This is a genomic window from Novosphingobium sp. PC22D (assembly GCF_002556635.1).
Taxonomy (GTDB): domain Bacteria; phylum Pseudomonadota; class Alphaproteobacteria; order Sphingomonadales; family Sphingomonadaceae; genus Novosphingobium.
This window is the reverse complement of the sequence record NZ_MWMO01000001.1, coordinates 425,576-439,106: the sequence shown is the minus strand read 5'-3', so window position 1 is coordinate 439,106 and position 13,531 is coordinate 425,576. Positions and strand designations below refer to the sequence as shown.

Below are 13,531 nucleotides of genomic sequence, written 5' to 3'. Positions count from 1 at the left end.
ACTATGTCGGTTACCGCCGAGAAGAAGCAGGAAATCATCCAGGACAACGCCCGTGGCAACACGGACACCGGGTCCCCCGAAGTGCAGGTCGCGATCCTCACCGAGCGTATCGTCAACCTCACCGAGCACTTCAAGACGCACCACAAGGACAACCACTCGCGCCGCGGCCTGCTGGCCATGGTCAACAAGCGCCGCTCGCTGCTCGACTATCTCAAGAAGAAGGATGTCGAGCGCTACAACGCACTGATCCAGAAGCTGGGTCTGCGCAAGTAACGCGAAGTGCTTCGGCCCGCCCAACGGCGGGCCGTTTCGCATTCGCGCCGTCCCGAACTTGTTTCGGGACCCGCCGGGCTTCAAAACCCGGCATTCGAATGGAGCCTCGCACAGCCGCGGGGCGGCAAGTGAAAAAGGGGTCAGGGATCGCAATTCGGCGGTCCGCGCCTCGGGGCGAGACGAAATGCCCCACACCGGACCGGGACGGTACACCCGGCAGTAAACCCCGCCGGCAATAGGGCCCGCGGGTTGAGGATAATCTACATGTTCGACGTGAAAACCGTATCGATGGAGTGGGGCGGGAAAACCCTCACTCTGGAGACCGGCCGTATTGCCCGTCAGGCCGACGGCGCCGTGCTGGCCACTTATGGCGAAACCGTGGTGCTGTGCGCCGTGACCGCCGCCAAGAGCGTGAAGGAAGGTCAGGACTTCTTCCCGCTGACCGTTCACTACCAGGAGAAGTTCTCCTCGGCCGGCCGCATCCCCGGCGGCTTCTTCAAGCGCGAACGCGGCGCGACCGAGAAGGAGACGCTCACCAGCCGTCTCATCGACCGCCCCGTGCGCCCGCTGTTCCCCGAAGGCTTCTACAACGAGATCAACTGCATCGCGCAGGTTCTCTCCTATGACGGCGAGACCGAGCCCGACATCGTCGCGATGATCGCCGCCTCGGCCGCGCTCACCATTTCGGGCGTGCCGTTCATGGGCCCGATCGGCGCCTGCCGCGTCGGCTTCGTCGACGGCGAGTACGTGCTCAATCCGAAGCAGGAAACCGCGCTTGCGGATGGCCGCCTCGACCTCGTCGTCGCCGCCACCGGCGAAGCGGTGATGATGGTCGAATCCGAAGCCAAGGAACTGAACGAGGAAGAAATGCTCGGCGCCGTCATGTTCGCGCATGACGAGTGCAAGCAGGTCGTCGACCTCATCATCGACCTTGCCGAAAAGGCCGCCAAGGAGCCCTGGGAAATCAGCGTGTCGGACGACACCGCCGACATCAAGGCCAGGCTCAAGGACGCCATTGGCGCCGATGTCGCCGCCGCCTACAAGCTGACCGACAAGTCGGAGCGCTCGAACGCGCTCAACGCGGCGCGCGCCAAGGCCAAGGAGGCCTTCGCCGACGCCGAGCCGCAGACCCAGATGGTCGCGATCAAGACCATGAAGAAGGTCGAGGCCGAGATCGTTCGGGGCGCCATCCTCAAGGACGGCCAGCGCATCGACGGCCGCAAGCTCGATCAGGTCCGCCCGATCGAAGCGATGGTCGGCTTCCTGCCCCGCACCCACGGTTCGGCGCTGTTCACGCGCGGCGAGACGCAGACGATCTGCACCACCACGCTGGGCACCAAGGATTCCGAGCAGATGATCGACGGCCTCGAGGGCCTGTCGTACTCGGCGTTCATGCTGCACTACAACTTCCCGCCCTACTCGGTCGGCGAAGTGGGCCGCTTCGGCGCGCCGGGCCGACGCGAGGTTGGCCACGGCAAGCTGGCGTGGCGCGCGCTGCACCCGGTGCTGCCCACCAAGGAAGACTTCCCCTACACCATCCGCGTGCTTTCGGACGTGACCGAGTCGAACGGCTCCTCGTCGATGGCGACGGTGTGCGGCGGCTGTCTGTCGATGATGGACGCGGGCGTTCCGATCGAGCGTCCGGTCTCGGGCATCGCCATGGGCCTGATCCTCGAAGGTGACGAGTTCGCCGTGCTTTCCGACATCCTGGGCGACGAGGACCACCTCGGCGACATGGACTTCAAGGTCGCGGGCACCGAGAACGGCATCACCACGATGCAGATGGACATCAAGATCGCCGGCATCACCAAGGAGATCATGGGCAAGGCGCTCGAGCAGGCCAAGGCCGGCCGCGCGCATATCCTGGGCGAAATGACCAAGGCGCTGGGTTCTGCCCGCACCGAGCTTTCGGCCCACGCTCCGCGCATCGAGACGATCCAGATCGACAAGTCGAAGATCCGCGACGTCATCGGCACCGGCGGCAAGGTCATCCGCGAGATCGTCGCCGAGACCGGCGCCAAGGTCGACATCGACGACGAGGGGATCATCAAGATCTCGTCTTCGGACCTCGATCAGATCGAGGCCGCGAAGAACTGGATCCTCGGCATTGTCGAGGAACCCGAAGTCGGCAAGGTCTACACCGGCAAGGTCGTCAACATCGTCGACTTCGGTGCTTTCGTGAACTTCATGGGCGGCAAGGACGGTCTCGTCCACGTCTCCGAGATGAAGAACGAGCGCGTCGAAAAGCCCACCGACGTCGTCTCCGAAGGCCAGGAAGTGAAGGTCAAGGTGCTCGAGATCGACAACCGCGGCAAGGTCCGCCTGTCGATGCGCGTCGTCGACCAGGAAACCGGCGAGGAACTCGAAGACACCCGCCCGCCGCGCGAACCGCGCGGTGATCGCGGCGGCGACCGCGGCGGACGCGGCGGCGGTCGGGATCGCGGCGGACGCGGCGGTGGCCGTGGCGGTCGTGATCGGGGCCCGCGCGGCGACCGTGGCGGCGACGACAACGGCGGTGGCGGCAATCCCGACCACATGCCGGCGTTCCTCAAGGAGGACTGATCCTCCGACGGAGCATCGGCGCCGAAACGAAAAAGCCGCGCGAGGATGCCTCGCGCGGCTTTTTTCATGTTTTCGTATCCGGCCTCTGTACTGGCCCAGACGGCGCGGCATCAGGCGTCGCAGGTCGCCGGTTCGGTCACGCGTCGGCGGACATCGGCGGGGTCGGACGCCCGCGCGGACGAAGTGACAGTCCCGCGCGCCTCGTCGATGATCCGGTCGGCCGTGCGCATGGCCAGCGCGATGATCGTGAGCGTGGGGTTGGCCCATCCCGAGGTCGGAAACAGCGAACTGCCCGCCACGTAGAGATTGTGCAGACCGTGCACCCGTGTCTGCGCGTCGGTAACGCCGTGGCGCGGATCGTCGGACATGCGGGTCGTGCCCATGTGATGATAGCCGCCCAGCGCGTGCGTGCTGATCAGCGGATCGGTGACCCACTGCCTGTCGGGATCGGAAAGCCACCCGGCGGGCTGCACGTCGCCAAGTCCGAGACGCCGCGTCTCGTCGCCTAGGACATCGACAAGGCCCCGGACGCTGTCGACGTCGAGCGCATTGGTCCGCCAGTCGAGCTTCACGCGCGGCACGCCCTGGCTGTCGAGTTCGTCCGAAAGGGTGACGCGGCTGTCCGGGTTGGGAGACTGTTCCGCGCGCACCAGCAGCGCCACATCGAGCTTGCCCATCCGGTTCAGCAACCATGGCCGCAAGGGATCGGCGATACCCTGCAACGCGTTCACGCCGCCCTTGGCCGCTCTCCACATACGCCGCCCCGAAACGGTGGGCTCGGCTTTGTGACGGATCATCTGATAGGCCGCCATCAGCGCGGGCTGGCGCGCGTCCGCCGGGCGTCGCCCCGCGACGGTCAGCGACGTGTTCAGCAGCCCGCGTCTCGCCTGCATCGGCTCGGCAAGAGCGATCGTCGCGGCCGCGAAGGTGCCGCCCGCCTTGCGCTTCTTGAAGGCGTTGAGCCAGAACCACGCGGATTTGCCGACGATCCGGCCGCCGCGCGCGTGCGGGTGCTCCATGAAGAACCGCCCGACCAAATCGTGCCGGTTTCCGAGCCCTGCCGGACTTGCGCGGCGCGAGGCGAGCAAGAGGCGCGGATTCTCGATCCCGCCGGCGGCCAGAACGTAGTGGCGCGCCCGCACCTCGACATCGCAGCCTCGCCCGCTTCGGACCGCCAGCCTCTCAACCCCGCGCTGCGCCTCGTCGGGGATGATCTCGCGTACCGTGGCGTGAGTGAGGATCGTGCAGCGGGGATGCTCGACCAGATCCCGGCTGCGCGCGAAGGAAAAGCGATCCGCCTTGCCGTCGAAACTCCAGATCGGCGTGGTCAGCGCCCGCTTGTCGAACTGGGGCAGGACCGAAGCCATCTCGGCTTGCGAAGGCCCTGTCTCCGGCAGATCGAGCGCGGCGCGCGCCTGCTTGTAGTAGGGCCTGAGATCGCCGGCGGTGATCGGCCATCCCGAATGCGGCACCCAGGGGCGGCGGATGAAGTCGATCGGGTCGAGTTCCACGGCGCGACCGCCCCAGATGGCGGTCGTTCCGCCGAAGAACCGCAACCGCGAATCCTCCAGTTCGTAGTAGTTTTGGCCGATGTTGTATCCGCGATTGAGTTCGGCGGTCGCCTTCTCGAAGTCCAGCCCTCCGCTCTCAAGGAGCACGACCGTGAGCCCGCCCGCCAGGAGTCGGCGAGCAAGCGTAATCCCGGCCGCTCCGGCTCCGATAATGGCGACGTCACCGTGGATGCGCGCCGGCGCGCTGTTGTTCAGGTCAATATGCATGAGCGCTCTCAGTCGTCATGAGCACTATCTCCATTCGGTCCCGCCGTGGCCGGCGAGACATTCCATAAATGAACGCAGCGCACGCGGCGTTCCCGCAACCGCCGCGACCGGGACAGTCGGCCCGTGTCGCGTCGCCGCGTCGGCGCAAGCCCGAACGGCGGGCCCGATCAGGCTTGGGGTTGCGCTACCAATTTAGGAATTGCCGCGAGCGGAAACGACCCATCACCTGCCATGGGTTGTAATTCCGCGAGCAAATACGGGTGACGCCGCCTCGACGAAGCCGCACGAAAAATCGACGAAGCCTCCGTCGTCGCGGCATGCCCGGAAGACCCGTCCTTCTCGCCGGGACCGACCGCTCTCAGTCCTCGCCTTCGCCCAGATCGCGCTTCACGCGCGGATCGGAAAGCAGGCGCTCGATCCGGTCGGCCTCCTCGAAGCTTTCGTCGGCCCGAAACCTGAGCTTGGCGGCGAACTTGAGCCCCAATCGCTTGGCCACCTCCCGCTGCAGGTAGGCGGTGTTCTGGCGCAGCGCGGTGAGCACCTCGTCCTGATGCGCGCCAAGCAGCGGTTTCACGTAGACCGTCGCCTGCCTGAGGTCGGGCGTCATGCGCACCTCGGTGACCGACACCGAATGCGCGCTCAGCGTGTCATCGTGAACCTGCTGGCGCGTGAGGATTTCCGACAGAACGTGGCGCACCCGTTCCCCCACCTTGAGCAGGCGGACCGAGTGCTGTTCGGGCGTGTATTGCTGTCGTGGCATCGTTCGATCCCATGTGGTCCGGCTGCGACAATTTGCAACATTTGATTGTGCGAGAAAGGGCTGGACATCGGCCGAGAATATATGCATAGATTGCATAGTAGTTCTGCATCGAAAGGAACAAGCCCCCCTTCGCCGAAGCGGCGAACGTGAACCGAGACACGAAAATTGCCGGAATGACGGGGCGGAGTACCTACCCCCCCTTGCTCCATTCGCCCCGTTCCGGCGCATTGCGCGGGCCAGTGCCAGGGCCCGGCCGCCATCAGACCAAGAACATGCCCCGGCGGCTCCCCTCCAGCCAGTGACCCCTGAAGGCTGGAGGGGCGCAATGCTTCTTCTTGCACGAGATAGGATCGGACCTCCCCAAGGCTCCGGTCCTGCGGCATCGGCCCGATCAGCGACCCGGCCCGTTCCTGCGGTTACAGTCCCCCTGGCTGGACCCGACAGGCGGGTATGGGCCGATGCCGCGTTTTCACCGTGCGGGGCGCGCCTGCTCCTTTGCGTCAGTCTTCCATCTTCGCCAGGATTCGCTCGAGCGAGCGCATGTTGCGTGCCGTCCCGCGGCAGCCCAGCCGCCGCGCCACGAACGCGGCCGTGAGCTTGCTCCTGGCGACTCCGTCCACTTAGTCGACGTGAAGCACACGCGCGCCCGCCGCGAGGCGTTCGCGGCCGCGCCCGGCCTGATCGGCGATCAGCGCCTCGAACCGCACCGCGCTCGGCTGGCACTCGAGGAAATAGGTGTGAACCAACTTGTCCTCGCCCTCGCCGCGAAACGGGTTATCCTCGATCGCGGCCCTGACCTCGGCTGCGGTTCGAACCGTGGCGAAGGTCTCGATGCCGAATCGATCCGCGATGATCCGCGCGATTTGCGCCTCGAGCTTGTCCTCGGTGGCTCCGGCATGGTCGAACAGCAGATTGCCGCTGGCGACGACCGTGGCGACGTGCGCGAAACCCTCGGCCTCCATCGCCGCTACCAGATCGGCCATCGCGAGCCGGTTGCCTCCGACATTGATCGAGCCGAGAAAGGCGACGTAACGCGTCATCGCCGGCACCTCATCGCCGGGCCTGCCGGCGGCAGTACTTGGCGCTCACCCGCGGATCGAGCCGGGCCAGTTCGGCGTTGTAGGCATGCACCCAGACCTCCTGCGCCCTGCCGCACTCGGTCAGGTCCGAAACGCCCGACGCGGCGCGCTCGCCTCGCGGTGCAAGGGCGAAGGACCGGTCGAACGGAAATGGCCGGTTGTCGGTGAAAGCGCCGCCCGCCGCGCAGCCGGAAATGCCCAGGGCGACCGCCGCGCCGGGAGCGACGGGGCGCGAGACGAAGAACGGCCGATCCTCGCCGCGCGCAAGGTCTTCGCGGGCGGCGCGGGCGGGATCGCGCGCGTCCACCGCGTCAAGGCAGGCCGCGATCCCCTGTGCCTCGCGATCCGCACGCGACCAGCTTGCCGACGACCAGACGAGCCCAACCGCCAGCAGCACCACGAAGATGCTAACGGCGATCATGGCGGGCAATGTGCGGGACGGGTTCATGGTTGCTGGCGATCATGCCACGCAAACGAAAGCGGCGGCAAGCCGAAGCCTGCCGCCACTTGTCCGCCAGCGATGAAACGCAGCGTTACCCGATCGTGCGTTCGCGCTCGGAGACCTCGAACACCTCGAGCTGGTCGCCCGCGCGGATGTCGTTGGTGTCGGCAAGCACGACGCCGCACTCGAGACCCGTACGCACTTCGTCGACGTCGTCCTTGAAGCGGCGCAACGAAGCGATCGTCGTCGCCGAAACGATGACGTCGTTGCGGGTAAGACGTGCGTGAAGGCCCTTGCGGATCGCGCCTTCGACCACGAGCAGACCCGCGGCCTTGTCCTTCTTGCCCGCCGGGAAGACCTGCTTGACCTCGGCACGGCCGACGACGGTCTCGACCCGCTCGGGGCCCCAGATGCCCGCCATCTGCTTGGCGATTTCCTCGGTCAGCTCGTAGATCACGTCGTAGTAGAGCATCGGCGTCTTGGTCTGCTCGATCTGCTGACGCGCCTTGGCGTTGGGACGCACGTTGAAGCCCACGATCGGCGCGTTCGAGGCCGAAGCCAGCGTCACGTCGGTCTCGGTGATCGCGCCCACGCCCGAGTGCAGGATGCGCACCTTGATCTCGTCGTTCGAGAGATTGTGCAGGGCATTGTTGATCGCCTCGATCGAGCCCTGGACGTCGGCCTTGATGACAACCGGGTACTCGATGACGTTCTGCTTGTCGGCAAGCGCCGAGAACATCGTGTCGAGGCTGGCCGGCGCCATTGCGGTGCGCTTGGCGGTCGCCTGCTCCTGACGATACTCGGAGACCTCGCGCGCGCGCTGCTCGTTCTCGACGACCGAGAGCAGGTCGCCCGCCATCGGCACGCCGCCCAGGCCCAGAACCTCGACCGGCATTGCCGGCCCGGCTTCCTTGACCTGGCGCCCCTTGTCGTCGTTCATCGCGCGCACGCGCCCGCTTTGCGTACCGACGACGAAGACGTCGCCGCGCTTGAGCGTGCCGCGCGTTACCAGCACGGTCGCGACCGGACCCTTGCCCTTGTCGAGCTTGGCCTCGATCACGGTCGCCTCGGCGTCGCGGTCGGGATTGGCCTTGAGTTCAAGGAACTCGGCCTGGAGCAGGATCTTCTCGATCAGCTCGTCGAGGCCCTTGCCGGTCTTGGCCGACACCTCGACGTCCTGGACGTCGCCCGACAGCTCCTCGACGATCACTTCGTGCTCGAGCAGGCGCTCGCGCACCTTCTTGACGTTCGCCTCGGGCTTGTCGACCTTGTTGATCGCCACGATCATCGGCACGCCCGCCGCCTTGGTGTGGTTAATCGCCTCGACCGTCTGCGGCATGATGCCGTCGTCGGCGGCCACCACCAGCACAACGATGTCGGTGACGTTGGCGCCGCGCGCGCGCATCGCGGTGAACGCGGCGTGGCCCGGCGTGTCGAGGAAGGTGACGAGGTCGCCGCCCTTGGTCTTGATCTGGTAGGCGCCCATGTGCTGGGTGATGCCGCCCGCCTCGCCGCGCACGACGTCGGTGCCGCGCAGCGCGTCGAGCAGGCTGGTCTTGCCGTGATCGACGTGGCCCATGATCGTAACCACCGGCGGACGCGGCTTGAGCGTCTCGTCCGCGTCGACATCACCCGAGGTGTCGATGTCGATGTCGCTCTCGGACACACGCGTGATGTTGTGGCCGAATTCCTCGACCAGCAGCTCGGCGGTATCCTGGTCGATCGTCTGGTTGACGGTAACCATCATGCCCAGGTTGAACAGCGCCTTCACCAGATCCGCGCCCTTCTCGGCCATGCGGTTTGCGAGTTCCTGGACGGTGATCGCCTCGGGCACGACCACGTCGCGCACCTGCTTCTCGCGCGGCTGCGAGCGGCCCGTGAAGTGCGCCCGCCGCTCCTTCTCGCGCGCACGCTTGAGCGCCGCGAGCGAACGTGCGCGCGCGCCTTCGTCGTCGTTGAGCGCACGCGTGACGGTAAGCTTGCCGTCGCGGCGGCGATCGCCGCCCTTGCGGTCGGCACCGCGGTTCGCGGAGGCCTTCTTGCCGCCGTCGGCGGGCTTCTTCGCCGTGACCGGCTCGGCCTTCTTGGGCTCGGGTCGGGCGACCGGCGTGAAGCGGCGCGGCGCGGGCGCCTCGGCATCATCGGCGGGCGCCGCCTCGGCGGCGGGCGAAGCCGGAGCGGGCGCTTCGGCGGGAGCCGGAGCGGGCGTGCCTGTAGCGGCCTCGGCGGCCTGCTTCTCGGCCGCGGCGGCGGCCTGCTCGGCCTTGGCGGCCTCTTCCTCGGCCCTGCGGTTCTCTTCGGCGCGGCGCTTTTCTTCCTCGAGCTCGCGCGCCTTAGCCTCATCCTCGCGGCGACGCGCTTCCTCGGTCAGGCGCAGGCGCTCTTCCTCGGCCTCGCGCTGCAGGCGGGCGACACGCTCCTGAGGCGTCTCGCCCGAGGGCGCGGCCTTCTTGGGCGCAGGCTTCTTCGGCGCGGGAGCCGGCGGCGGCGCGGACTTCTTCGCCTCGGGCGCGGGTTTCTCGGCCGCGGGCGCGGCCTCGGACGCGGCCTCGGCGCCGGGCTTGCCGATCAGCTTGCGGCGCTTGACCTCGACCACGACCTTGTTGGTCCGGCCGTGGCTGAAGGTCTGCTTGACCTCTCCCGCTTCCACCGAACGCTTAAGCCCAAGCGGCTTGCGGCCCAGGGTCGGTTTATTGTCGGTCTCGCTCATATGTCTCGTTCAGCCCTTCAATCTCAATTCGTCGTCGCGGACACGGCGGCAAGCGCCGGTTCGCCATCATCAAATTCGGCGGCCGGATCGGCCACCCCTTGGAATCGCAAGAGGCGCTGGAGCGACCGCTCGACCCTTTGGGCCGCCCTGCGGTCCGTCAGCGCCAGGTGGACGACGTTGTCGCGGCCCAATGCCACAGACAAAGCCGCCCGGTCCAGAGGCAAGACAGCGCCGCGAAGTCCGCTGCCCTCCGCATCGGTGCCGACCCGCCACGCCTGATCCAACTTGCGCGATCCGTCCTCGCCCGCATCAGCGGCATGGGCGAGCCAGGCGACGCGGCCCATCCGGGCCTGATCGGCGATCCGGTCGGAGCCCATCAGCAGATGGCCCGACTTCAGTTCGAGCCCGAGACGATCGGTCAGCGCCTTTCGCAGCGCCTGCTCGATACGGTCCGGCAAGTCGGCTGGTATGGTGAGCGGCGCACCTTTGTACGCGCGCGCCAATGCTCCCTTGAATTTGCCCTTCGCGAGCGCTTTTTCAAGGTCTTCGCGCGAAACCGCGAGCCAGGCGCCGCGGCCCGGCGCCTTGGCGTGGATGTCGGGCAGGACTTCGCAGGTCCCGTCCGGCATCTCCGGCGAGATCGCGAGCCGCACGAGATCCTCGCGCGCAGCGCTCCGGCCGGAGAGGATGCAGGTCCTCTCCGCGCCGCTTCCAGTGCTGTCGGAGCCTACTTGCTCATTGCGAGGATTCCGCATCGGCGGCCTCCTCGGTTTCGGCCGGGGTCTCGGCGCCCGTATCGGCTTCGGGAGCGGGCTCCTCGTCCTCGAACCAGTGCGCGCGAGCGGCCATGATGATCTCGTTGCCCTGCTCTTCGGTGAGACCGTACTCACCGAGCACGCCGCCCTTGTCCTCGTCGCGCGGACGGCGGCTCACGGTGCCGTCGCGGCGACGCTGCTCGGTGCGCTTCTTGGCGATGAGTTCGTCGGTGGCGAGGTCGGCGAGATCGTCGAGCGTCTTGATGCCGCCCTTGCCGAGCGTGACCAGCATCGCCTCGGTGAGATGCGGCAGCTCGGCCAGCGCATCCTCGACGCCGAGTTCGCGGCGTTGCTGGCGGCAGGCTTCCTCGCGGCGTTCGAGCGCTTCGTGCGCGCGGCTCTGCAGCTCTTCGGCAAGCTCCTCGTCGAAGCCCTCGATCGTGGCGAGCTCGGCCATGTCGACGTAGGCGACTTCCTCGAGCTCGGTGAAGCCCTCGGCGACAAGAAGCTGCGAGAGCGTTTCGTCGACGTCGAGCTCGTCCTCGAACATCTTCGAGCGCTCGGCGAATTCGCGCTGGCGCTTCTCGCTCGATTCCTGCTCGGTCATGATGTCGATCTGCGAGCCGGTAAGCTGGCTGGCGAGGCGCACGTTCTGGCCGCGACGACCGATCGCGAGGCTGAGCTGGTCGTCGGGCACGACCACCTCGATGCGATTCTCTTCCTCGTCGATGACGACCCGGCTGACGGTCGCGGGCTGGAGCGCGTTGACGACGAAGGTCGCGGTGTCCTCGCTCCAGGGGATGATGTCGATCTTCTCGCCCTGCAGTTCCTGCACGACCGCCTGGACACGGCTGCCCTTCATGCCGACGCAAGCGCCAACCGGGTCGATCGAGTGGTCGTGGCTGATCACGCCGATCTTGGCGCGCGAGCCGGGATCGCGGGCGGCGGCCTTGATCTCGATGATGCCATCGTAGATCTCGGGCACTTCCTGCGCGAAGAGCTTCTTCATGAACTCGGGGTGCGCGCGGGACAGAAAGATCTGCGGGCCGCGGTTCTGACGCTCGACCTTGAGGATGATCGCGCGCACGCGCTCGCCGACGCGGGCCGCCTCGCGCGGGATCTGCTGGTCGCGGCGGATCACGCCCTCGGCACGGCCGAGGTTGACGATCACGTGGCCGAACTCGACCGACTTGATCACGCCGGTGATGATCTCGCCGGCGCGGTCCTTGAATTCCTCGTACTGACGCTCACGCTCGGCATCGCGGACCTTCTGGAAGATCACCTGCTTGGCCGACTGCGCGTCGATGCGGCCGAGGTCGACCGGCGGCAGCGGATCGACGATGAAATCGCCGATATTGGCGCCCGGCTGAAGCTTCTCGGCCTGCTTGAGATCGACCTGCTTGAAGTAGTCCTCGACTTCCTCGACCACCTCGACGACGCGCCACAGGCGCAGGTCGCCGGTGCGCGGATCGAGCTTGGCGCGGATATCGTTCTCGGCGCCGTAGCGGTTGCGCGCCGACTTCTGGATCGCCTCTTCCATCGCCTCGATGACGATCGACTTGTCGATCATCTTCTCGGTCGCGACCGAGTTCGCGATCGCGAGCAGCTCGGCGCGGTTGGCGGAAATCGCACTGGCCATCGTTAGTCTTCCTGTTCCTCGAGGACGTCCTCGGCCCCCGTCATGTCAATGGGCTTGGTTGCGGCGATCAGCCGGTCGGTGAGGACCAGGCTGGCGGAATGAAGGTCCGAAAGCGGGAAGGTGACGCGGCCCGACTTGCGGTCCTCGATCGTCACCACGTCGCCCTCGATGCCGACGAGGTCGCCGCGCAACTGCTTGCGGTTGCCCTCGACCGGATTGACGAGATTGATCCTGGCTTCGTGCCCCGCCCAGTCGGCGAAGTCCTTCGCGCGAGTCAGCGGACGATCGATCCCCGGCGAGGAAACCTCGAGCCGGTAAGCGCCGTCGACGAGCACTTCGCCCGCTTCCTCGAGCGCGTCGAGCCGGTCGGAAATGCGGTGCGAGAGCTGGACGCAATCTTCGATCACGAGCTGGCCGGTCTCGGGCCGTTCGGCCATGACCTGCAGCGCGCGCTCGTCGTCGCCCGCCTCGCTCTTGCCGAAGACCTTCACGCGCACGAGCTCGAAGCCGAGCGCTTTCGCCTCGGGCTCGATCACTTGTGTCAGACGCGCGATATCGACCAAACCAATCTCCAGTTCCCTTGCCGACGGCGTCGCTTCGATACGCGGTTTCGGGCCGGCCCCACAGGGCGCCAGCACCTGACGTTGTTGCGACAATGTCGGGATGGAGCGCTAGATAGTCTCCCGCAGAGCGAAAGGCAAGCGAAACCCGGCGAGCCGCCGCGTTTTCCCCGCCCCGAACGCCGCGCCCTCATGATCGGGGGCGCGCGATCCGCGCCCGGTCAGCGCGCCCCCAGCGCGGCCGCCTGGGCCTCGTCGCGCGCCATGGTCGCGAAGTAGCGGCGAAAGCGCTTGCGCCCTTCCGCGCTCAGTTCGAGGCGCACTCCGCCTTCCTCCTGCGCGGGCAGGAGCACCGCGAGCCCCGCGCAGACCACCGGATCGAGCGCCTCGCGCAAGGCTCCCCGCTCGGGCACGAGCGGCAAGGCGTCGCGCCTGCGGCCAAGCCTTGCAAGAAATGCCTCGACCAGCAGTTCCCACGCCTCGCCGTCGAGACTCGCGCCGACGATCTCGCGGCGGCGCCGCGCCGATTTGCGCGCGGCCATCGCCAGATCGAACATGGCCCCGTCTCCGGCGGCCAAGCCGCCGCCGTTGGATTGCAGGGACGATCCCATATCATTTGTCTCCCGTATGTCGTGGCCGCGCGCGCAGCGCTCCGAGACGCCGCATGCTCACCGCATCGCGACCGGCGACGATCAGATGATCGCCCACCTCGAAGCCGACCGCCCCCGAAACGGCGACGATGGCGCGCGTGGCGCCGATATCCTGCGAACTGGGCAGCGCCCGGCCCGATGGGTGGTTGTGAACCAGAAGATAGCCGCGCGCGCGGGTGGCAAAGCCGCGCTCGACGAGCGCACGATGGCAACCGGCGAAAGCCCCGCCAAGGACGTTGAAAAGAACCTGGGTGCCGCAGCAGCGTCCTTGCCCGTCGTAGCAGATCTGAACGAGGATCTCGGTCGTCATCGGTCCGAGCAGG

At 67.1% G+C, this 13,531-nt stretch carries 12 protein-coding genes; 2 read left to right on the top strand and 10 right to left on the bottom strand.

The window, feature by feature from the left end:
- Positions 1-3 precede the first annotated feature (3 nt).
- Positions 4-273, top strand: a complete 270-nt coding sequence (gene rpsO, locus B2G71_RS02015) for a 30S ribosomal protein S15 (protein ID WP_098104079.1) — start codon at positions 4-6, stop codon at positions 271-273.
- Between the two features lie 264 nt (positions 274-537).
- A complete protein-coding gene (gene pnp, locus B2G71_RS02010; protein ID WP_098104078.1) occupies positions 538-2,835 on the top strand; it encodes a polyribonucleotide nucleotidyltransferase in 2,298 nt (765 codons plus the stop codon).
- Between the two features lie 110 nt (positions 2,836-2,945).
- Here the strand turns inward: pnp and B2G71_RS02005 are convergent, their stop codons facing one another.
- From B2G71_RS02005 to B2G71_RS23985, 10 genes are all read right to left on the bottom strand, one after another.
- On the bottom strand, positions 2,946-4,613 hold the full coding sequence (locus B2G71_RS02005; protein ID WP_098104077.1) for a GMC family oxidoreductase: 1,668 nt from the start codon (positions 4,611-4,613) through the stop codon (positions 2,946-2,948).
- Between the two features lie 358 nt (positions 4,614-4,971).
- Positions 4,972-5,373 carry a 30S ribosome-binding factor RbfA gene (gene rbfA, locus B2G71_RS02000; RefSeq protein WP_098104076.1) on the bottom strand — a complete coding sequence of 134 codons (402 nt, stop codon included), beginning with the start codon at positions 5,371-5,373 and terminating at the stop codon, positions 4,972-4,974.
- A 620-nt stretch (positions 5,374-5,993) separates the two neighbouring features.
- Positions 5,994-6,413, bottom strand: coding sequence for a DUF1697 domain-containing protein (locus B2G71_RS01995; protein ID WP_346426923.1), 420 nt, complete (start codon positions 6,411-6,413; stop codon positions 5,994-5,996).
- Between the two features lie 10 nt (positions 6,414-6,423).
- Positions 6,424-6,900 (bottom strand): hypothetical protein, encoded by a 477-nt coding sequence (locus B2G71_RS01990; protein WP_141521464.1) that lies wholly within the window; start codon positions 6,898-6,900, stop codon positions 6,424-6,426.
- Between the two features lie 85 nt (positions 6,901-6,985).
- A complete protein-coding gene (gene infB / locus B2G71_RS01985; RefSeq protein WP_098104074.1) occupies positions 6,986-9,604 on the bottom strand; it encodes a translation initiation factor IF-2 in 2,619 nt (872 codons plus the stop codon).
- 23 nt (positions 9,605-9,627) lie between these two features.
- Positions 9,628-10,359, bottom strand: coding sequence for a DUF448 domain-containing protein (locus B2G71_RS01980; protein WP_098104073.1), 732 nt, complete (start codon positions 10,357-10,359; stop codon positions 9,628-9,630).
- A complete protein-coding gene (gene nusA, locus B2G71_RS01975; RefSeq protein ID WP_098104072.1) occupies positions 10,340-11,998 on the bottom strand; it encodes a transcription termination factor NusA in 1,659 nt (552 codons plus the stop codon). The genes B2G71_RS01980 and nusA overlap by 20 nt, the downstream gene beginning before the upstream one ends.
- Positions 11,999-12,000: 2 nt before the next feature.
- A complete protein-coding gene (gene rimP / locus B2G71_RS01970) occupies positions 12,001-12,561 on the bottom strand; it encodes a ribosome maturation protein RimP (RefSeq protein ID WP_098104071.1) in 561 nt (186 codons plus the stop codon).
- 218 nt (positions 12,562-12,779) lie between these two features.
- Positions 12,780-13,169: a hypothetical protein gene (locus B2G71_RS01965; RefSeq protein WP_098104070.1), complete on the bottom strand. Its 390-nt coding sequence runs from the start codon at positions 13,167-13,169 to the stop codon at positions 12,780-12,782.
- Between the two features lies 1 nt (position 13,170).
- Positions 13,171-13,530: a JAB domain-containing protein gene (locus B2G71_RS23985; protein WP_276306900.1), complete on the bottom strand. Its 360-nt coding sequence runs from the start codon at positions 13,528-13,530 to the stop codon at positions 13,171-13,173.
- Position 13,531 lies beyond the last annotated feature (1 nt).